This window comes from Brevibacterium sp. Z349TD_9, assembly GCF_056173565.1.
On the sequence record NZ_CM149680.1, the window covers coordinates 2,587,566 to 2,607,561 of the forward strand.

A 19,996-nucleotide genomic window follows, 5' to 3' on the forward strand; every position below is an offset into this window, starting at 1 on the left:
TGGCGCCCATGACCGGTTTGAGGCTCGAGGTATGGGTGTTCTCGGCCACGAGATCGGTCGAGTTCGCCTCGGCGGTGTCGGCATCCTCGGCGTTCGGGGTCGGCCGGGCTCCGCCGGTCAGGCGCTGGTAAAGCGCGGTGAGCCGGGTCGGGATCGCGCGGACCGGGGTCGCGGTGACGACGAGGAGGGAGAAGAGTCCGAGGAGGACGAGCAGGGGGACGGCGACGTAGACGGTCGTGGCGATGACGAGCGGGGAGGAGATGACGAAGCCGAGCGCTCCGCCGCCGTTGGCCATCGCCTCGCGGGAGTTGACGAAGCTCGGGTTGCCCGCGGCGATGTGGGCGAGTCCGGCCGCCGAGAGGAGCAGCAGGACGATGCCGATGAGGATCCGGTTGTTGCCGCGGTTGTCGTCGCCGCGGAGGAAGAGGCGGATCGCATAGGCGAGGAAGACCACCGGCAGGGCGAGTGCGACGCGGCCGAAGGTGCCTTCGACGACGTTGCGGACCACATCGCTGATCGCGCCGGGGATGTTCCACCATTCGAAGGCGGCGATGACGATCGAGAGCCCGACGAGGAAGAAGGCCGTGCCGTCCCTCTTCGTCGGTGACTGCTCGTCCGGTTCGTCACTGAGGATCTTTCGCGCACGGTTTCCGGCCATGTGGGCCACTCCCCTCCACGCACCGGTGACAACGTTTGTCCCGGGGTCTTCGGTCCCCGCTTGTCCGGAACCGCCCTTCGCCTTGGAGGCCGCCTTAGAGGCAGAGCGCTTTCCGGTACCAGAAGCGGGGGAAGTCGTTCTGGTCGCCATGCTCCATATCCTAGGGCGATTCGGCGCGCGGGGCCTGCAAATCCGGAGGTCTCGGCGCGCCTTGAGGGTCGTGTTGCTTCGACGCGGTGATCCGACAAAAACGCGGTCTGCTAACCGCGTTTTTGTCGGATCACCGCGTCGGTGTTCGGAGGGGCGTCGCGTCACCGCGTTTGTGTCGGATCACCGCGTCGGTGGCTGCTCGTCGTCGGGGCCGCCGAGGCGGTCGCCGGGAGAACTGGTGCGCGCGCTCGGGTGCATGGCGACGAAGACCGCCCACTCGCGCGCCTCGGCGCCGTCACTGCGGGCAGCGGAGTTCCGGGAGCGGAAGTCCTCGAGCAGGTCCTCGAGTCGCTGCCGGAACTCGTCGACCTCCTCAGCGGTGAGCATCGCGGCCATCCGACTCATCGTCCGCTCCTCATACGGCGCTGCCGAGAACTCCGCGGAGAACGCATCGATCATCGGGTTCGTCACGTCACCGGCGTCGATGAACCAGCTCTTGCCGGTCGCGAGGTACGGGATCTCCCGTGCGCCGCGGCGACCGCGGCGCACCTCCTGGGCCGCGAGGAACCCGGTGTCGGCGAGCATCCGCACGTGGTGGAGGGAGGTCGCAGGATTGAGCCCGGTCGCCTCGGCGATCTCACGGTTGGTCAGCGCCTCATTGAGGCACAGGCGCAGGATCCGGAGCCGCACACTCGAGGCGAGCGCCTTTGCCTCTGCGTCGGTGGCGTCGCGGCGCTCGATCGCCACGGCGACACGCTCGGCGTCGCGGGTGGGGCGCTCGGCGTCGCGGGTGGGGCGCTCGGCGTCGCGGGTGGGGCGCTCGGCGCCGCGGGTCAGGGGCTCGCTGTCGCGGCCAGTGCTTGGCGGTGGGCCTTCTCGCCCCTCGCCAGGCATTGCCGGCTTCGCGTTCATGGCGTCTCCGCATTCATGCCGTCAACGCTAGCCAACGGTTGAGAGAAGTCAATCACTTCGTAATGGGGCATTGTCCGCCGAGCGCAGTGGTGTCAGACTACTGATTGAGAGAACTCAATCACTGCTGTGATTCCCGCTGACTCGAAGAAGAGCCCATGAGCACAGACGACGCTACTGATCCGCCGACTACACCGGTGCCGACGACACCGCCCCCGATGCTTTCACCGCTGCCCGCACCGGCCTCTCAGTCAGAGCCGGCGGAATCGTGCCCGAGCACCACTCCCCCGGACTCACCGTCGAACGCAAGCACGTCGTCAAGCAGCATGCCCCCGACAGCACCGTCGAGCGACACTGCGACACAGACCGAGCCAAGGTCCTCACCCGCGGACAGCGCTCTGCCGACTTCGTCGTCGAGCTCTGGCTCTCCGACCGGACCACGCTCTCTGTGGCGCCACCACGACTTCCGGCAGCTGTGGATGGGCGACACTGTCTCCGTCTTCGGCAACCAGCTCGTCCTCTTCGCCCTCCCTCTCATCGCCGTGCAGCTGCTCGAGGCGAACGCGTTCGAGATGGGCGTCCTCGCCGCGCTCGAGAACGCCGCCTTCCTCCTCATCAGCCTCCCGGCCGGCGCTTGGGTCGACCGGATGCGCAAGCAGCAGGTCATCGTCGCAGGCGATCTGCTCCGCGCCGCGTTCCTCCTCACGATCCCGCTCGCGTGGGCGCTCGACCTGCTCACCATGGTCCAGCTCTGCATCGTCGCAGCATGCGTCGGCGTCGTCACCGTCTTCTTCGACGTCGCGAACCAGTCCTATCTGCCCGAGATCGTCGCGGGCGACCAGATCGGCGACGGCAACGGCAAACTTCAGGCGAGCCAGCAGACCGCCCTCGTCGTCGGCCCCTCGACGGCGTCAGGACTTGTCGGCCTCATCGGCGGACCACTGACGATCGCGGTGACGAGCGTGTGCATGGGACTCTCGAGCCTCTTCGTCAGCCGCATCCGCCACCGCGAAGACACGCCACAGCCCGACAGCAGACCGACGCTCGTCGCCGACATCCGCGAGGGCCTCGCCTTCGTCTTCGGACACCCGCTGCTGCGCCGGATCGTCGCATGCACGGGCCTGTCGAACTTCGCCTCCTCGGCGATCTTCGCACTCCTCGTCCTCTACGCGCTGCGCACCCTCGACCTCAACCAGTTCCAACTCGGACTCGTCATGTCCCTTGGTGCCGTCGGCGGCATCGTCGGGGCACTGAGTTCGTCGTGGGTGCAGAAGGTTATCGGCGAGGGCCGCTCGATCGCGGTCTCGGCGACGCTGTCCGGCCTCACCTCACTCGCCGTCCCCCTCGCCTCCGTCCTCCCGTCGCTGCCGACGCTGCTCATCGGGTGGCTCGTCCTCTCATGCTGCGTCGTCGTCTACAACGTCACGCAGGTGAGCTTCCGCCAGCGGCTGTGCCCGAAGCCGCTGCTCGGGCGGATGAACGCCTCGATCCGCTTCCTCGTGTGGGGTCCGATGCCCGTGGGCGCGTTCCTCGGCGGGACCATCGCGCAGGGGATCGGCATCGTTGCCACACTGTGGATCTTCGCGGGCCTCGCCGTGCTCTCCGCCCTGCCGGTGCTCATCTCCCCGCTGGTCGGGATGCGCACGCTCCCCCGCGAACTCGACGCCCTCGCCGACTCCACGACGACATCGTGACCCCGGCCCCGCCTCGGCGAGGGAACACCACTGGACCACATCGACAACAACGCGGTGATCCGGCAAAAACGCGGTCTGCTAACCGCGTTTTTGTCGGATCACCGCGTCGGTGGTTGCGGAGTGTCGGATCACCGCGTCGGTGCCGCCTGATCGCCGGACGACGCCCGCGCCTCAGGCCTCAGGCCTCGGACCTCAGGCCATCTTCGCGTAGGCGGGGAGGGTGAGGAAGTCGACGTAGTCGGGGGCGACGGCCACGGAGAGGAAGAGGTCGGTGGCGTCTTTCCAGTCGGATTCGTCACCGGGAAGCTTCGCGACCTCCTCGGCGACGAGCTTCTCGACGAGCTCCCGAGTGACCTTCTCACCGGTGTCGAGTTCGACGCCTGCGTCGAGCCACTGCCACACCTGGGAGCGGGAGATCTCGGCGGTCGCCGCATCCTCCATGAGCCCGTGGATGGCGACCGCACCGTTGCCCTCGAGCCACGCCCGCAGGTACTGGATGCCGACGCTGATGTTCGTCCGCAGCCCCGCCTCGGTGATGGCACCCGGGGTGGACTTGACGTCGAGGAGCTCGGCGGCGGTGACGTTGACGTCCTCGCGCTTGTTGTCGATCTGGTTGGGCTTGTCGCCGAGGGTCTCGGTGAAGACCTCCTTGCACAGGGCGACCATGCCCGGGTGAGCGACCCACGAGCCGTCGAAGCCGTTGCCGGCCTCACGGGACTTGTCCTCGCGGACCTTGGCGAACGCCGCCTCGTTGGCCTCGGGGTCCTTTGCCGGGACGAACGCGCTCATGCCGCCGATCGCATGCGCCCCGCGCTTGTGGCACGTGCGCACGAGCAGCTCGGTATAGGCGCGCATGAAGGGCACCGTCATCGTCACGTCCGAACGGTCGGGCAGGAGGTAGTCGGAGCCGCGGGAGCGGAAGTTCTTGATGACGGAGAAGATGTAGTCCCAGCGGCCGGCGTTGAGGCCCGCGGAGTGCTCGCGGAGTTCGTAGAGGATCTCCTCCATCTCGAACGCCGCCGGGTAGGTCTCGATGAGCACGGTCGCACGGATCGTGCCGCGGGCGAGGCCGAAGGAGTCCTCAGCGTGCTCGAAGACCTGGTTCCACAGGCGCGCCTCGAGGTGGGACTCCATCTTCGCGAGGTAGAAGTACGGGCCCTTGCCCTTCTCGATCTGGAGCTGCCCGGCGGTGGCGAAGTAGAGCGCGAAGTCGACGAGCGAGCCCGAGGTCTCCTCCCCGTCGACGAGGATGTGCTTCTCCGGCATGTGCCACCCGCGGGGGCGGACGACGATCGTCGGCAGCTCCTCGTCGGGGGCGAGCGTGTACTCCTTGCCCTCGGGCGAGGTGAAGTCGATCTCGCGGGTGAGGGCGTCGAGGAGGTTGATCTGACCGCCGATGACCGAGTCCCACTGCGGGGTGTTCGCGTCCTCCTGGTCGGCCAGCCACACCTTCGCACCCGAGTTGAGCGCATTGATCGTCATCTTCTTGTACGTCGGGCCGGTGACCTCGACGCGACGGTCCTCGAGGCCGGGCGCAGGCGGGGCGACCTGCCAGGTCTCGTCCTCGCGGATCTCCTTGGTCTCGGGAAGGAAGTCGAGGTCGGCGCCGTTCGCGATCTCCTGCTGGCGCACCCGGCGGGCCTCGAGACGCTCGAGGCGGTCCCCGTTGAATTTCCGGTGCAGCTCGGCGATGAGCTCGAGCGCCTGCGGGGTGAGCACCTTCTCCGCCCCGTCGGGCAGCTCGCCCCTGATCTCCATCCCTGCGGGAACGTCGAGGTTCTCGATATGAGCAGTCATCGGTGGTTCTCCTTCTACAGCACCTCTGCGGTGCGTCGAGTATCGCTGGCAACGGGGTTTGACCGGCGAAACTTTCACATCGTGAAATTTATTGTTCACACACCGAAAAGACTATGACGTGATCCACGTCTCGTCAAACCTCTGCCGGAGCCGTGTCCGCACACCCCCTCGCCGAGGCGGGACCACCCCGAGAATGGCCCGTTCGTGGCGTCGGGGTCGGGGACCCCGGACGGGTGCCCAGCACCAGGGGCCGCGTGCCTGCGCCCCGCGAAGGGGACCGGGGGCGCCCGGTCTCAGCGTCGGGCGACGCGGCGCGGTTCTCAGTGACCGTGGCCGTCGCGTCCGAGCGAGGTCACCGGCGCCGCGCCGTGCCGCGTCCACTGGGGAACCGGGCGCGATGTCGGGCCCCATGTGGCCCGTCCCGCGTCGTCGGTGCGCCAGTACCATCCGACCGGCGACCCGCGTCCGCCGACGGGCGATCCCGCGTCGGGGACCTCAGGCCAGTCCTCGGGCACGTCCTCCCACCCCTCGCGCCGACCCAAGGGAGTCATGTCGAGGAGACCGAGGAACCCGGTCACCGGTTCGACACCCCGTCCGGTCGTCGAATACGTGAGGAACACCCGGTCGCCTCGGCGAACGAAGCTGAGCAGGGACCCCATGTCCCCACCGAGCGGTTCGTCGAGACCGCGGACGGAGAACCACGGCTGCTCGTATCCCATGAAGTGGACGTACGGGCGGACCTCGGACCACGCCCCGGAGGTGAGGACGGCGAAGGAGACGCCGCGGGCGTTGAGGTAGACGGAGTCCTGGAGGCTCCAGGCCACGGCGGTGCAGCCTTCGCACTGACCCTGATGGGGTGCGCCGTCGTACCACATGTGCTTGTAGACGATGAGTTCGTCGCGGCCGTCGAAGAGCTCGCGGAAGGCGACTGCGCCGTCCTCGCCATGGACCTCGGCGTCACCGTCGATCTCGACCATCGGCAGGGTGCGACGGGCGGCGGCGATGGCGTCCGCCTCGGCGGTGTGGGCCTTCTCCCGGTCGAGGAGCTGGGCGCGTTCGTTGCGCCACGTGTCGGCGTCGACGACCTCGGGCAGGCCGGGAATCGTCTCGTCTGACTCTCTGGGGATGAACGTCATGAGCTCCGACTCCTTCGTCAGCCGCGGGCAGCCGACTGCCAGCGGTGCGCTGTGTGCGAGCGAGCGGCCCACGCCCCTGGTGGAGGTCCCCAGCCGGAGTTCTCCGGGTGGAGCTCTCCTGCCGGAGGTCGTGTGACGCCCGACACTGACGACATTATCGGCCCTGGCGAGCCGACTCAAGACCCACAGGCGACCTTGGCGTCCGGACCAGGCCGGTTGGGAGGATGGGCTGGCGGCCAGGTTGACGGTCGGGCGGGCACAGCTGGGCCGCCTCGGCGGGGGTGGGGGCCGCCTCGCCGGGGGCGGCGGGCCACCTCGGCGGACCGATGACGCCACCCGACCGATCGACCTCACCCCGCCTCGGCGAGCGGACTGCACCCTTGACCAGGGACATCGGTCCGGGCAAAGATGACACCAGAGGCCGTGCCCACCGCGGCTCCCCTACCAGTGGCAGCGTCGCCACGGATCGGAACGACGATGGACAACCTTGCCGTAGCCGCCCTTCTCGCCCTCACTCCGATCCTGCTCGCGGGCGTCCTCCTCATCGGCTTCCGCTGGCCGGCGAAGTACGCGATGCCCGTCGGACTCATCGCCGCAGCCCTCGTCGCGAACTTCGCATGGCAGATCGAATGGGTGACGATCGCCGCCTCCGTCGTCCAGGGCCTGCTCGTGGCGATCGGACTGCTGTGGATCGTCTTCGGCGCACTCCTCCTGCTCGCGACGATCACCCGGTCCGGCGCCATCGAGACGATCCGCGCAGGCTTCGTCTCCATCTCCCCCGACCGGCGGGTCCAGGTCATCATCGTCGCGTGGCTCTTCGGGTCCTTCATCGAGGGCGCCGCCGGCTTCGGCACCCCGGCCGCCGTCGTCGCCCCGCTCCTGCTCGCCCTCGGGTTCCCCGCGATCGCCGCGGTCCTCGCCGGGCTCATCATCCAGTCGACGCCGGTGAGCTTCGGTGCCGTGGGCACCCCGATGATCGTCGGCATCGGCACCGGCCTGTCCCAGGAGGAAGGGTCCATGTCGCCCGACGTCGCCGCCCGCGCCGCCCAGCTCGGCCTCGACCAGTCGCAGTTCGTCGCCCACACCGCCGTCCAGGTCGCCCTCATCCACGCGGTGTGCGGCATCCTCATCCCGCTGCTGCTCGCGTGCCTGATGACCGGGTTCTTCGGGGAGCGGCGCCGGTTCGCCGATGGACTCGCCGTCGCCCCATTCGCGATCTACTCCGCGTTCGCGATGATCGTGCCCTACATCCTCGTCGCGATGTTCCTCGGTCCTGAGTTCCCCTCCCTGCTCGGCGGGCTCATCGGGTTGGCCATCGTCGTCACGACCTCCCGCATGGGATTCCTCATGCCGAAGACGGTCTGGGACTTCGCGCCCCGATCGATGTGGCCGGCCTTCTGGATGGGCACCGTCGACCCCGCCGACGAGGCCGCGCACCTGCAGAAGAAGATGTCACTGGCCCGAGCCTGGGCGCCCTACCTCATCGTCGTCGCCCTCCTCCTCATCACCCGCAACGTGCCCCCGATCAAGGAGTTCCTCAACGGTCCGGCCGTGATCAAGATCGAGGGGATCTTCGGAACCCCGATCAACCAGAACATGGATCTGCTCTGGTCGCCCGGCGCGATCTTCGTCCTCGCGTGCGGACTGACCTACCTCATCCACCGGATGACGAAGGAGCAGATCGGGTCGTCGTGGCGGATCGCCGGGGGCCAGATCGCCGGAGCCGCCGTCGCACTCCTGTGCTCCCTGCCGCTCGTGCGCGTGTTCATCAACTCCGGGTCGGACTACAACAACGCGGGCCTCGATTCGATGCCGGTCACCCTCGCCGAGGCGGCCGCCTCCACCGTCGGCGACGCCTGGCCCCTGCTCGCCCCCTTCATCGGGGCGCTCGGCGCATTCGTGGCGGGATCGAACACGGTCTCGAACATCATGTTCTCCCAGTTCCAGTTCTCCACCGGCGTCGCGATCGGCGCGGCCTCGCCGGAGACGGTGGTGGCCGCACAGGCCGTCGGCGGGGCGGCGGGAAACATGGTCGCCGTCCACAACGTCGTGGCCGCCTCGGCGACGGTCGGTCTCATCGGGCGCGAGGGCGAGCTCATCCGGCGCACGTCGATCCCCATGCTCGTCTACGCGCTCACTGCCGGTGCGCTCGCGTTCATCGGCATCAACGGCCTGGGCGCGAATTCGGGCACGGTGGTGCTCAGCGCGGTCGTCGTCGGCCTCATCGTCCTCGTCGTCCTCGCGCGGAAGTCGGCAGGAAAGCCGCTCGTCGCGAACGCCTGACGTGGTGGGCACTGGGCGCGAGCGGGCGCTCAGCCTGACGCCGGCGGGCGTCGGCCGCCCTCCCCCGCGACTTGAGGACCCGCAGTGTCGATTCGAGCGTCCAGAATCGACACTGGGCGTCCTCGACTCCGGGCAATCCGCCCGCCATGCCACCGCACACACGGCAAAAGCGCGGTGAACCGACACAGGCGCGGTGAAATCACCACGCGCGTGTCGGCTCACCGCGCTCAAGCAGCACCCAGCGGCCGCCGACAAGCGACCGGCCGCCGGCGACCGCGCAGATCCTCAGACGATGACGACCATGGGGACGATCATCGGCTTGCGCCGCAGCTTCGAGGACACCCAGCGCCCGACCGTGCGGCGCACGACCTGCTGGAGCTGGTACTGGTCCGTCGTCCCCGACTCGAGGGCCTCCTCGACGGCCTTGGTCACCTTGGGGATGATCGAGTCGAAGACGGAGTCGTTCTCGGCGACGCCGCGGGCATGGATCTCAGGGCCGGCGATGAGCGTCTTCGTCTGCGAGTTCACGGCGAGGAAGATCGTCACGAAGCCCTCACCGGCGAGCACGAGACGGTCCTTGAGATCCGCCTCGGTGATCTCACCGACGGACGAACCGTCGACGAAGACGTAGTTGCAGTCGACGGCACCGACCACCTCGGCGTGGCCGTCCTTGAGGTCGACGACCCAACCGTCGTCGGCGAGGACGATGTTGTCGGGATCGACCCCGGTCGCCTCGGCGTGGCGGGCGTTGGCGAGCAGGTGTCGCCACTCGCCGTGGACGGGCATGACGCCGCGGGGCTTGACGATGTTGTAGCAGTAGAGGAGCTCGCCGCCGGACGCGTGACCGGAGACGTGGACCTTCGCATCGGCCTTCGAGATCACCTTCGCGCCGAGCTTCATGAGGCCGTTGATGACCTTGAACACCGAGTTCTCGTTGCCGGGGATGAGCGAGGAGGCGAGGATGACGGTGTCGCCGTCGCCGACCTCGATGCGGTGGTTGCGGTTGGCCATGCGGGAGAGCGCTGCCATCGGCTCGCCCTGGGACCCGGTGCACATGAGCACGACCTGGTCGTCGGGCAGGTCGTCGACGTCCTTGATGTCGATGAGCACGCCCTTGGGCACGTCGAGGTAGCCGAGGTCGGCGGCGATCTTCATGTTGCGCACCATCGACCGGCCGACGAGGGCGACCTTGCGTCCGTGCGCGCTCGCGGCGTTGAGCACCTGCTGCACGCGGTGGACGTGCGAGGAGAACGAGGCGACGATGATGCGGCGCTCGGCGTGGCCGAAGAGGTTCTCGAGCACCGGGCCGATGTCCTTCTCGAGCGCGGTGAAGCCGGGGACCTCGGCGTTCGTCGAGTCCGTCATGAACAGGTCGACGCCCTCCTCGCCGAGGCGGGCGAAGGCGCGCAGGTCCGTGATCCGGCCGTCGAGCGGGAGCTGGTCCATCTTGAAGTCACCGGTGTGGAGGATGTTGCCGGCACCGGTGCGGATGAAGACGGCGAGCGCGTCGGGGATCGAGTGGTTGACGGCGACGAACTCGAGGTCGAAGGGCCCGAGCTGGTCGGTGTCACCGGCCGCGACGACGCGGGTGATCGGCTTGATCCGGTGCTCCTTGAGCTTCGCCTCGATGAGCGCGATCGTCAGCTTCGAGCCGAGGATCGGGATGTCGGGCTTGCGCTTGAGGAGGTAGGGCACGGCTCCGATGTGGTCCTCGTGGCCGTGGGTGAGGACGAGGCCGACGATGTCGTCGAGGCGGTCGTCGAGGTAGGAGAAGTCGGGGAGGATGAGGTCGACGCCGGGCTGCTCCTCCTCGGGGAAGAGGACGCCGGCGTCGACGATGAGGATCTTGCCGTGGTATTCGAACACGGTCATGTTGCGCCCGACCTCGCCGAGGCCGCCGAGGGCGACGATGCGGACCGCTTCCGGGTCCATCTTCGGCGGTGGACCGAGCTCTTGGGTCAATGCGTTATTCACTGAGGTAACCACTCCTGGTCAGTTGGGCGGTGACGAACGCCGTCTGCTCCTCATCTGCTGGGAGCAGCGGCATCCGGGTACCGCGGTTGGTCAGTATTCCCTGGGCCTGCAATGCGGCCTTCGCCGAGATCACTCCCGGCATGTGGTTCATGAGGGCGTCGACGACGCCGGCGGTCTCGTAGCTCAGCCGCCTCGCTGTGTCGAGGTCGTTGTCGTAGACGGCCTGGACCATCGCCGCGAAGCGGTCGGAGCACACGTGTCCGGCGACGGAGACGAGTCCGAGGGCGCCGATGGCCAGTAGCGGAAGGTTGAGGGCGTCCTCCCCCGAGTAGTAGACGAGGGACGATTCGGCCATCACCGTCTGCGAGGCGAAGAGGTCGCCCTTGGCGTCCTTGACCGCGAGGATGTTCGGGTGGTCGGCGAGTCCGAGGAGCGTCTCCGTCGTGATCGGCACCCCGGAGCGACCGGGGATGTCGTAGAGCATGACGGGCAGGTCCGTGGAGTCCGCCGCCGCCCGCATGTGCGCGGCGATCGCCGGCTGCGTCGGCTTCGAGTAGTAAGGGGTGACGACGAGGAGGCCGTCCGCGCCGGCGGCTGCCGAGCGCTCACTGAGGTCAACCGTGTGCGCGGTGACATTGTTCCCGGTGCCGGCGATGAGCTTCGCGCGGGTGCCCACGGCACCGCGGACGACGCGGAGGAGTTCGATCTTCTCGTCGTCGGTCGTCGTCGGGGACTCCCCCGTGGTGCCGGAGACGACGAGCATGTCGTTGCCGAGGTTCACGAGGTGGTCGGCGACCTTCTCCACGCCCGCCCAGTCGATGGTCCCGTCGTCGTTGAACGGAGTCACCATTGCCGTGCCGACGGTGCCGAACGCTTCGATCGCGGCGGTCGCCGCACTGTCCCCGAGAATCGCCATGGAACCAGGATACCGCCGCCGCCCTCACCTGCGGGGAACCGGTCCAGGCGCGCCGAGGTGGTCGGCTGAGACGCAGATCACATAGGCTGTGCTCACGCCCCGTGACGACTGCACCGAAGGAGAGTTCGATGAGCCGCACACGCATCCGCGATTTCCACGACGACGACCTCGACGGGATCGTCCGCCTCTGGGAGGCGGCGCAGGCCTCCCCCGCCGCCCCCGTCTATTCGCTGCCCGAGGTCATCGCGTCGTGCCAGAACGACCATGCCGTCGTCGCCGTCCGCGGTGAGGAGATCGTCGGTGCCGCCGTCGGCCGGGCCGCGCACGCCCAGGGGTGGATCGTCTTCTTCCATGTCCTCGCCGAGGTGGCCGATGAGTCCGGACAGGGTGAGCACGCCGAGGCGGGGCTGCTTGACGCCCTCGAACGCCATTTCATGCCGCTGGGGCTGGGGAAGCTCTCGATCCTCGTGCCTGAGGAGTCCCCGGCGTTCGCGGGGCTCGAGTCCAACGGCTTCCAGGTCCGCTCGCAGCTGCGCTATCTCGAACGGCAGATGCCGGTGCAGCGGCGCGAGCTCGATCTGCTCCGCAGCGTCGGCGGCCGCATCCTCCCCCGCCATCTGTGGGATGCGGTGAGCGGAATGCAGGAGGAGAAGGACATGCTCGAGGATCGTCTCGTCGTGCCCCTGTCCGAACCCGACCTCGCCGATCACTTCGGTGTCGTCCCACCACGGGCGGTCATGCTCTTCGGTCCTCCCGGCACCGGGAAGACGACGTTTGCGAAGGCGGTGGCCTCCCGTCTCGACTGGCCGTTCGTCGAGCTCTTCCCCTCCCGCCTGTCCGGGGAGCCCGGTGGGGTGGCCGCGGGTCTGCGGACCTCGTTCGAGCAGATCGGCGAGCTCGAGCATGCGGTCGTCTTCATCGACGAGGTCGAGGAGATCGCCTCGAAGCGCGGCGGCGAACCGCCGTCGCCGACCCAGGGGGTGACGAACGAGCTCCTCAAACAGGTCGCGGAGTTCCGGGACCGGGAGGGCCGGCTGCTCATCTGTGCGACGAACTTCGTCCGGGCCCTCGACGCCGCATTCCTCCGGCATGGCCGCTTCGACTACGTCATCCCCATCGGCCTGCCCGACGAGACCGCCCGGCACGCCATCTGGTCCCGCTACATCCCCGACCACGTCATCGGCGACATCGACGTCGACGCACTCGTCGATGCCAGCAGCGGGCTCACCCCGGCCGACATCGAGTACGCGGCCAGACGGGCCTCGCAGGAGGCCTTGGCCGCCTCGCTCGGCAAGGACCGGGTGCCCATCGACGCCCGCACGGACGTGCTCACGACGGAGAACTACCTCGACGCGCTGCGGGCGACCAGGGCGACCGTGTCCGAGGAGACGGCCCGGGAGTTCCGCGACGACGTCCAGACCATCGCCAGGCTCTGACAGCGGGGCTCGGCCAGTGCCGGACTGAGGCCCGGGGCGAGCCGCGTCAGTGCAGCGCTGATGCCAGGGTGAGCCGCGTCACCGGTGAGCCGCCGCTGCGGCGTCGACGCCGAGGAGCGACGCGGCCGTCGCTTCGAGCGACGTGCTCATCCGGTCGGGTCGCAAGTCGGTCCGTCCCGCCGCGACGGCGAGATCGAAACCGTCGATCTGCGCGATGAGGGTGTCGACGATGAGGTCGATGCCGATGCGCGGGGTGAAGGAGCCCTCGGCGATTCCCCCTGCGATGAGATCACGGAGGTGGGTCCGCCACCCGGCGAACACCTCGGCGACGGAATCCTTGAGAACGGGACTGCGGCGGGATGCGGCGACGAGTTCGACCCAGACGATCGCCCGCTGCTCGTGGGACCCGACGGTCGGGACGGCGGCGAAGGTCGACCGGAGCCGCTGCCATGCGGTCCCCGATCCGCCGGAGAGGTCCGCGATCGCCGCGATGACGGCTCGGCTGTGGGCGGAGAACGCCTCGACGAGGAGGTCGTCGCGGGAGGCGAAGTAGTACTGGACCGTGCCGACGGAGACTCCGGCACCGGCGGCGACGTCCTTCATCCGCACGTTCTCGGGTCCGCGCCGGACGATCTCGTCGATCGTCGCCTCGAGGATCGCCGAGCGTCTCGCGGCAACCTCGGCGGGGTCGAGCTGAGGTCGCGGGCTCACGCTCCGACCGCCTCGGTGCGGGAGAGGTTTGTCGCGGCGACGAGCCCTTCGTAGACGGCCTCTTCGACGGTGCGCGGGGCCAGGGCATCGCCGATGACCGTGACGTCCGCTCCCCTGAAGTCGAGGTCCGGGGTGGACGAACGGGGCGCGGCGGAGACGAGGGTCGCCGTCACCCCCGCGACCTCGTGGACGATCTCGCACAGCGTCGACTGGAGGTAGCCCGTGTCCTCGTCGATGCCGACCAGGCGCGCGTCGGCCAGGAACTCGACCCCGGCCCGCATCGCCTGCGAGACGAGCAAGGTGCGCGTGTACTGCTGGATCGCTGCTCCCGCGAAGTTCGCGGCGGTGGCGAGCGTGACGGGCCGGCCCGCCTCGGCGAGGCGCAGCGCGATTCCCAACCCGATCCAGTCGCCCTTCCAGTCGGCGACGAGGATGCGCCCGGTCGGCAGGGTCGGCTCCTCGGTGAGGTAGGTGCGGGCCCCGATGACGAGGGCGTCGTCGGCGATCTCGAGAGCGGGCATCCGCTCGACGGCGCCGGTGGCGACGATGACATGATCGGGGGCGAGATCGTCGAGGACGTCCTGGGTCACCGGCGTCGACGTGCGCAGCTCGGCTCCGGCGCGGGCCGCCTCGGCGGTCAGGTTCGTCGCGGCCCCACCGAACTCCGCCCGGTACGGCAGGGTCTGGGCGAGCAGGACGGCCCCGCCGAGGTGGGGCTTCGCTTCACAGACGACGACGTCGTGTCCTGCTTCGGCGGCGACGGCGGCTGCCTTGAGACCGCCCGGTCCCCCGCCGATGACGAGGACGCGCTCGGCCCGGCGCACGCGCGGGCGGGGCAGGAAGGTGAGCTCGCGGCCGGTCTCAGGGTGCTGGATGCACGAGATGGGCACGCCCATCTGGAAGTGGCCGATGCAGGCCTGGTTGCAGCCGATGCACGCGCGGATCTCGTCGACGGCGTCGCGCGCGGACTTCTCTGCGATGTCCGGGTCGCAGATCATCGCCCGGGTCATGATCGCCATATCGGTGCGGCCTTCGGCGATCGCCGCTTCGGCCTCGTGCGGCTGGTTGATCCGGCCGGCGACCATGACCGGCCTGTCGGTGACCTTCTTCACCTGTGCGGACAGGGTCGTCGCGTATCCCGGGTCGATCTGCATCGAGGGGACGATGTGGACGGCGCCCTGGAGGGTCGAGGAGTCCCCGGCGGTCACGGAGTAGTAGTCGAGACAGTCGAGGGCATCGAGGTGGCCGATGAGGTCGAGGATCTCGTCGGCGACGAGGCCGTCCTCGGTCTTCTCCTCCCCGGAGATCCGCAGGCCGACGACGACATCGTCGCCGACTGCGGCGCGGACGCCCTCGACGACCTCGGTGAGGAAGCGGCGTCGGTTCTCCGGGGTTCCGCCGTAGTCGTCGGTGCGGGTGTTGATGCGCGGGTTGAAGAACTGGATGGGCAGGTAGCCGTGGCTGGCGACGATCTCGACGCCGTCGATGCCGCTCGAGGCGATCCGCGCCGCGGAGTCCGCGTACCCGGCGATGATGTCCTTGACCGTGGCGGTGCTCAGGGCTTCGGGGACGACTCTGAACCGCTCCTCCGGGACGTCGCTCGGAGCGACGGCACGGGGTGCCATGCCCTGGTCGCCGTCCATGACCTCGCGGCCGGGGTGGAAGAGCTGGGCGAAGATCGTCGCGCCGTGGCGGTGGACGGCCTCGGCGACGGCGCGATAGCCGGGGATCGCGGAGTCATCGGTGGCCATGAGGACGTGGTTGGTGTAGCGGGCGGTCTCGTGGACGCCGGAGACCTGGAGGACGATGAGTCCGCAGCCTCCCTGTGCCCGGGCCTCGTGGTAGGCGACGAGGTCGGGGCCGATCTGCCCATGGTCGGCGAGGACCGTGTCATGACCGGATGAGACGATGCGGTTTCGGATGGTCCGAGGACCCAGGGTGATCGGCTCGAAGAGGTGCGGAAAGAGGTGAGACATGGATCGTCCTTGATGCATGCGGGTGCTGACCCGTAATTCATATCACGGTATGGATAACCGCGGAAGAGGTGTCTCGTCTCTGTGTGCCGCGCGGCCAGCGCGGGCTCGCCGCGCGGTCAGGGCGGGCTCGCCGCACGGTCAGGGTCTGCTTCGGGAAACGGTCAGAGCTGGCTGCCGGGTACGGCGAACGCGTCGCAGCTGCCGAGGCCCTCGTTGTAGCCGCTGGTGAACCAGCGCTGACGCTGCTCGCTCGTGCCGTGCGTGAAGCTTTCGGGGTTGACGAAGCCCGACTGCTGTTGGATGTAGTCGTCGCCGACGACGAATGCCGCGTTGAGGGCGTCGTCGAGATGCTTCTGCGTCGGCGGTTCGAGGTACGGAGTGCCGTTGTCGTCGGTGAGCGTGGTGACGTCGCCGAGCCACGCTCCGGCGTAGCAGTCGGCCTGAAGCTCCGTGCGCACACCGTTGCTCTCCGGTCCGGTGCCGTTGTTCGGGTACTTCTCCATCGTGCCGGTGATGTTCTGGATGTGGTGGCCCCACTCGTGCCCGACGATGTAGAGCTGCGCGAGGTCGTCGGCGGAGGCGCCGAACTGCTGGCGCATGACGTCGAAGAACGACGGGTCGATGTAGACCCCGCGCTCGGGTGGGCAGTAGAAGGGGCCGACCGCGTTCGAGGCTGTGCCGCACTGGGTGGGTGTCTGACCGTCGACGATCGTCAGGCGCGGCGGGGTGTACCCTTCGACATTCTGCGCCCAGTAGTCGTCGAGGACGACCTGTGCGCCGGCCATCCGGCAGTCGGTCGAGCGGTTGGCGTCCTCGCCGGTGTCGCACTGGAGCATCGCCGCTTCGTTCGAGGTTCCCTGCTGCTCGCCGCTGTCGAGCATCGTGCTGCCCATGAGCCCTGTGAGGTCGACGCCGAGGAGGGGACCGATGAGGAAGACGAGGAGGCCGACCACACCGACACCGCCTCCGGCGATCGCCGTATTCCGGCCGCGGCGGCTCGTCCGGTTGGTGCTGATGTCAGCGTTCGGGTTGAAGGTCATGGCAATAAGATACCCAACGTGCCCTGATATCTGGGCAACCATGTGAGAATCGTTCCATGAGCACTCAACCGGCGACCACCTCGGCGGGGATCCTCGCCCGCCTGAGCCCCCACGGTCGCCTCGTCGGCCTCGATGCCGCCCGCGGACTCGCGCTGCTGACGATGATGATCACGCACATCTTCCCCCTCACCGATGAGGCGATGCCGACGTGGGCGACGGTCTTCTCCGGTCGGGCCTCGGCGCTCTTCGCGGTGCTCGCGGGGTGTTCGCTGGTGCTCTCGACGCGGAGCACGCTGGCTGCGACCGGGCGTCTGCGCGACGTCGCGCCGGGTGTGCTCGTCCGAGCGGCCTCGATCATCGTCATCGGCCTGTTCCTCGGTGCGATCACGACGAACCTCGCCGTCATCCTCGTCAACTACGGGGTGATGTTCGGCATCGCCCTCCTCTTCCTCCGCCTGCGGGCCTGGGCGCTGTTCACGCTCGCCGGCGTATGGATGGTGGTCAGCCCGATCGTCTCGATGTGGCTGCGAAGCAGCTTCGGCCTGGAGCCCTCATACCTGCCGATGTCGTGGACCGACCTCGGATCCCTGGAGAACGCGGCACTCGAACTCGTCCTCACCGGGTACTATCCGATCCTCCAATGGATGGCGTACATCCTCCTCGGCATGGCGGTGGCGAAGATCGACATCGGCAAGCACCTCACTGCGCTGTTCGTCGCAGGAGTCGCGCTCTTCCTCATCGGCCGCGGAGCGTCGTGGCTGCTCCTCAACGTCGCCGGCGGCCTGCAGGAGCTCGAAGCCGTCGCCGCGGCCAGCGGCGCCGACCTGACAGCGGCGCTGTACGTCAACAGCTACGGCGTCACCCCGCCGGACTCATGGTGGTGGCTGGCGATCGCGGGACCGCATTCGGCCACGCCCTTCGACCTCATCTCCACCGCCGGCACTTCGCTTGCGGCGATCGCCGTCTGCCAGGCCGCCGCGATTCTGCTGGGTAGGCGGTCATGGCTCCTCGCTCCCCTCAGCGCACCGGGGTCGATGCCGCTGACGGTCTACGCCGCTCACGTCATCCTCGTCGAGATCACGCACCCGTACTTCCAGCCCGCGCCGATGGTCGAGTCGGGCGACCCCGTCAAGCTGACGACGGAGTACGCCATCCATGCGGTGAGCTTCATCGTCTTCGCGATCGTGTGGAAGCTCTTCGTCAGCCCGCGCGGACCGCTCGAAGGGGTGATCGCCTCGCTCGTCAAAGCGGTCAGTCCGAAACGACCGGAGCGAGAGGAGTCCCGCGAGGGGTCCGGCGGAGTCTGAGCCGCGAGGCCTGAGCCCTCGGAAACCTCCGTGCAGACGTCAGTCCCGACGCGCAGGCTTCAGGCCCGGCCAGTCCGCTCCATCGTGATCGCCTTGCGCATCGTCGACCGGGCTCGCCTGCGGTCGCCGCTCGCGTCGTAGGCACACGAGAGACGGAACCATGAACGCCAGTCCTCGGGTGCGGCCTCGGCCTCCGACTGGTACTGGGCGAAGGCTTCGTCGGCGGCCTCCTGGACGATCCGGCCGCCCGGTGTGCGGGGCAGGTCGTCGACGGGCAGGCCGCCCTCGGCTTCGAGGATCCGGGCGAGCTTCTCCATGCGCGCGCCGAAGAGGAGCTCCATGATGAGCGCCCAGGCACCGACGACGGGCAGGACGAAGAGCGCCACCCCCATGAGCTTGGGGACGAGGTCGGGTTCGCGGATGAGGATCCACGCCCGCTGTCCCATGATGACGAAGTAGAACGCCAGGAGGACGGAGACGACGATCGCTCCGATCTTCGCCTTCGACATCAGAGGTCGAGCATGTTCTCGAGGCCGTGGATGATGCCGGTGCGGTCCCCGATCGCGCGGACCGCGGTGATGATCCCCGGCATGAACGCCGAGGTGGAGAACGAGTCCGTGCGGATCGTCAGGGCCTCCCCTGCCGCACCGAAGTGGATCTCCTCGGAGGCGGTCATGCCGAGCTGGCGGATGGCGTGGACGTGGATGCCGTCGATGACCGCTCCGCGCGCACCGTCAGGATCGGAGTCGGTGGCGTCGGGAACGGCTGGCAGGTCGGCGGCCTTCCTGGCAGCGGCGATCCGCTGGGCGGTGTGCACGGCCGTGCCGGAGGGGGCGTCGAGCTTGCGGGGATGGTGGATCTCGACGACCTCGGCGGAATCGAAGTAGGGGGCGGCCACCTCGGCGAAGCGCATCGCCAGCACCGCGCCGATCGAGAAGTTCGGGGCGATGAGCACGGCGGTGTCAGGGTGGTCGGCGAGGAGGTCGCGGAGGCGGTCGAGCCGGTCCGCGTCCCAACCGGTGGTGCCGACGACGGTGTCGATGTCGTGCTCGACGAGGAAGCGGACGTTGTCCTCGGTCGCCTTGGGCACGGTGAGCTCGACGGCGACGTCGACATCGAGGTCGGTGAGCGTTTCGAGCGAGTCGGAGCTGCCGAGCGCGGCGACGAGGTCGAGCCCGTCGGCGTCCTTGACTGCCTCGACGGCCTGCGCACCCATGCGCCCGTGTGCTCCGATGACGGCGACCTTCATGTGCGCTCACTCCCTCTGAGAACCTGCTGTGTCCGGACGCATTCGTCCGCAGGACAGTCTAGCGACTCGGGTTCGGTGCCGTTGTCAGCGATCGAGCCGCGCTCAGCCACCTTCCGGGCACTCGGCAACCTCACGCTGGGTTGCTGAGCGCCCCGGAGGGTTGCTCGGATGGCGGGGTCGACACGAGCAGCACACTCAGCAACCGCGACGTTGCGTCACTGCCGAACCGGGAGGCGGCGACCCGGTGACCGCGGATCGCCGGAGAGGCGGGCGCACACCTCAGTGTCGAAGCGGACGCCGTCATAGAGCAGCTTCTCGCGTTCCCGGCCTTCGACGAGGAACCCGGCAGCCCGTGCGACAGCGGCCGACGCGGGATTGTTCACCCGGTAGCCGAGTTCGAGGCGGTAGACGTCGAGCTCGTCATGGGCGACATCGACGAGGGTGCGCAACGCCGACGATGCAAGCCCGCGACCGCGCGCCGAGGCGGTGAGCCAGTACGAGATCCACGCCGTCGAATGCCGCTGTTCGATGCATGAGGCCATGACATTGCCGAAAAGGTCGCCGTCGGCTTCGACGATTGCGAGCGCCCACCCGGTACCGTCGGCTTTCGCAGCGAGCACGCGGTCGAGCCATTCGCTGGCCCCGGAGATTCCGCGGTCGTCGGGGATATTCGATCGCAGCTCAGCGTCGGCGTTCGCGTAGATGTCGACGAGCGCCTCGGCGTCGTCCGTCGACCACGATCTCACGTGCACGGTCATGG

General features: G+C 68.6%; 15 protein-coding genes and 1 pseudogene. 4 read left to right on the plus strand and 12 right to left on the minus strand.

Features of this window, described 5'->3' with window-relative positions:
• Positions 1-217 precede the first annotated feature (217 nt).
• Positions 218-808, minus strand: a pseudogene (locus AC0VYB_RS12065) (DNA translocase FtsK 4TM domain-containing protein); the annotation flags it as partial.
• 180 nt (positions 809-988) lie between these two features.
• The gene (locus tag AC0VYB_RS12070; RefSeq protein WP_082835024.1) at positions 989-1,720 is read right to left on the minus strand and encodes an ArsR/SmtB family transcription factor; all 732 of its coding nucleotides are present in this window, start codon (positions 1,718-1,720) and stop codon (positions 989-991) included.
• Positions 1,721-2,163: 443 nt separating this feature from the next.
• Here AC0VYB_RS12070 and AC0VYB_RS12075 point away from each other — a divergent pair, with 443 nt between their 5' ends.
• The gene (locus AC0VYB_RS12075; RefSeq protein WP_259823303.1) at positions 2,164-3,411 is read left to right on the plus strand and encodes an MFS transporter; all 1,248 of its coding nucleotides are present in this window, start codon (positions 2,164-2,166) and stop codon (positions 3,409-3,411) included.
• Between the two features lie 192 nt (positions 3,412-3,603).
• Here the strand turns inward: AC0VYB_RS12075 and aceB are convergent, their stop codons facing one another.
• Both aceB and AC0VYB_RS12085 read right to left on the minus strand, forming a co-directional pair.
• The gene (gene aceB / locus AC0VYB_RS12080; RefSeq protein WP_452115582.1) at positions 3,604-5,208 is read right to left on the minus strand and encodes a malate synthase A; all 1,605 of its coding nucleotides are present in this window, start codon (positions 5,206-5,208) and stop codon (positions 3,604-3,606) included.
• A 320-nt stretch (positions 5,209-5,528) separates the two neighbouring features.
• Positions 5,529-6,344 (minus strand): DUF899 family protein, encoded by an 816-nt coding sequence (locus tag AC0VYB_RS12085; protein WP_095376490.1) that lies wholly within the window; start codon positions 6,342-6,344, stop codon positions 5,529-5,531.
• 477 nt (positions 6,345-6,821) lie between these two features.
• On the opposite strand from AC0VYB_RS12085, the gene AC0VYB_RS12090 reads away from it, so the two are divergent.
• A complete protein-coding gene (locus AC0VYB_RS12090; RefSeq protein WP_063249005.1) occupies positions 6,822-8,627 on the plus strand; it encodes an L-lactate permease in 1,806 nt (601 codons plus the stop codon).
• Positions 8,628-8,912: 285 nt separating this feature from the next.
• On the opposite strand, the gene AC0VYB_RS12095 is transcribed toward AC0VYB_RS12090, so the two are convergent.
• On the minus strand, positions 8,913-10,559 hold the full coding sequence (locus AC0VYB_RS12095; RefSeq protein ID WP_009378488.1) for a ribonuclease J: 1,647 nt from the start codon (positions 10,557-10,559) through the stop codon (positions 8,913-8,915).
• 34 nt (positions 10,560-10,593) lie between these two features.
• Complete coding sequence (gene dapA, locus AC0VYB_RS12100) at positions 10,594-11,517, minus strand: 4-hydroxy-tetrahydrodipicolinate synthase (protein WP_009378486.1); 924 nt, start codon at positions 11,515-11,517, stop codon at positions 10,594-10,596.
• Between the two features lie 128 nt (positions 11,518-11,645).
• On the opposite strand from dapA, the gene AC0VYB_RS12105 reads away from it, so the two are divergent.
• On the plus strand, positions 11,646-12,953 hold the full coding sequence (locus AC0VYB_RS12105) for an ATP-binding protein (protein ID WP_063249006.1): 1,308 nt from the start codon (positions 11,646-11,648) through the stop codon (positions 12,951-12,953).
• 78 nt (positions 12,954-13,031) lie between these two features.
• Here AC0VYB_RS12105 and AC0VYB_RS12110 read toward each other — a convergent pair whose 3' ends face one another.
• From AC0VYB_RS12110 to ypfJ, 3 genes are all read right to left on the minus strand, one after another.
• Complete coding sequence (locus AC0VYB_RS12110; protein WP_009378480.1) at positions 13,032-13,664, minus strand: TetR/AcrR family transcriptional regulator; 633 nt, start codon at positions 13,662-13,664, stop codon at positions 13,032-13,034.
• On the minus strand, positions 13,661-15,640 hold the full coding sequence (locus AC0VYB_RS12115) for an oxidoreductase (RefSeq protein ID WP_063249007.1): 1,980 nt from the start codon (positions 15,638-15,640) through the stop codon (positions 13,661-13,663). The genes AC0VYB_RS12110 and AC0VYB_RS12115 overlap by 4 nt, the downstream gene beginning before the upstream one ends.
• A gap of 161 nt (positions 15,641-15,801) precedes the next feature.
• Positions 15,802-16,680: a KPN_02809 family neutral zinc metallopeptidase gene (gene ypfJ / locus AC0VYB_RS12120; protein ID WP_415711440.1), complete on the minus strand. Its 879-nt coding sequence runs from the start codon at positions 16,678-16,680 to the stop codon at positions 15,802-15,804.
• A gap of 56 nt (positions 16,681-16,736) precedes the next feature.
• Here ypfJ and AC0VYB_RS12125 point away from each other — a divergent pair, with 56 nt between their 5' ends.
• Positions 16,737-17,987 carry a heparan-alpha-glucosaminide N-acetyltransferase domain-containing protein gene (locus AC0VYB_RS12125; protein WP_063249009.1) on the plus strand — a complete coding sequence of 417 codons (1,251 nt, stop codon included), beginning with the start codon at positions 16,737-16,739 and terminating at the stop codon, positions 17,985-17,987.
• Positions 17,988-18,046: 59 nt separating this feature from the next.
• Here AC0VYB_RS12125 and AC0VYB_RS12130 read toward each other — a convergent pair whose 3' ends face one another.
• The 3 genes from AC0VYB_RS12130 to AC0VYB_RS12140 form a co-directional block, all read right to left on the minus strand.
• Entirely contained in the window at positions 18,047-18,496 is a 450-nt protein-coding gene (locus AC0VYB_RS12130; RefSeq protein WP_063249010.1) for a hypothetical protein, read from the minus strand.
• Complete coding sequence (dapB, locus tag AC0VYB_RS12135) at positions 18,496-19,236, minus strand: 4-hydroxy-tetrahydrodipicolinate reductase (protein WP_063249011.1); 741 nt, start codon at positions 19,234-19,236, stop codon at positions 18,496-18,498. The genes AC0VYB_RS12130 and dapB overlap by 1 nt, the downstream gene beginning before the upstream one ends.
• Positions 19,237-19,451: 215 nt before the next feature.
• Positions 19,452-19,994: a GNAT family N-acetyltransferase gene (locus AC0VYB_RS12140; RefSeq protein ID WP_475384721.1), complete on the minus strand. Its 543-nt coding sequence runs from the start codon at positions 19,992-19,994 to the stop codon at positions 19,452-19,454.
• Between the last annotated feature and the right edge of the window lie 2 nt (positions 19,995-19,996).

Coding starts and splice junctions, on each gene's coding strand:
- AC0VYB_RS12070 (WP_082835024.1), bottom strand. CDS start 1,720: ATGAACGCGAAGCCGGCAATGCCTGGCGAGGGGCGAGAAGGCCCACCG.
- aceB (WP_452115582.1), bottom strand. CDS start 5,208: ATGACTGCTCATATCGAGAACCTCGACGTTCCCGCAGGGATGGAGATC.
- AC0VYB_RS12085 (WP_095376490.1), bottom strand. CDS start 6,344: ATGACGTTCATCCCCAGAGAGTCAGACGAGACGATTCCCGGCCTGCCC.
- AC0VYB_RS12090 (WP_063249005.1), top strand. CDS start 6,822: ATGGACAACCTTGCCGTAGCCGCCCTTCTCGCCCTCACTCCGATCCTG.
- AC0VYB_RS12095 (WP_009378488.1), bottom strand. CDS start 10,559: ATGGACCCGGAAGCGGTCCGCATCGTCGCCCTCGGCGGCCTCGGCGAG.
- dapA (WP_009378486.1), bottom strand. CDS start 11,517: ATGGCGATTCTCGGGGACAGTGCGGCGACCGCCGCGATCGAAGCGTTC.
- AC0VYB_RS12105 (WP_063249006.1), top strand. CDS start 11,646: ATGAGCCGCACACGCATCCGCGATTTCCACGACGACGACCTCGACGGG.
- AC0VYB_RS12115 (WP_063249007.1), bottom strand. CDS start 15,640: ATGTCTCACCTCTTTCCGCACCTCTTCGAGCCGATCACCCTGGGTCCT.
- ypfJ (WP_415711440.1), bottom strand. CDS start 16,680: ATGACCTTCAACCCGAACGCTGACATCAGCACCAACCGGACGAGCCGC.
- AC0VYB_RS12125 (WP_063249009.1), top strand. CDS start 16,737: ATGAGCACTCAACCGGCGACCACCTCGGCGGGGATCCTCGCCCGCCTG.
- AC0VYB_RS12130 (WP_063249010.1), bottom strand. CDS start 18,496: ATGTCGAAGGCGAAGATCGGAGCGATCGTCGTCTCCGTCCTCCTGGCG.
- dapB (WP_063249011.1), bottom strand. CDS start 19,236: ATGAAGGTCGCCGTCATCGGAGCACACGGGCGCATGGGTGCGCAGGCC.
- AC0VYB_RS12140 (WP_475384721.1), bottom strand. CDS start 19,994: ATGACCGTGCACGTGAGATCGTGGTCGACGGACGACGCCGAGGCGCTC.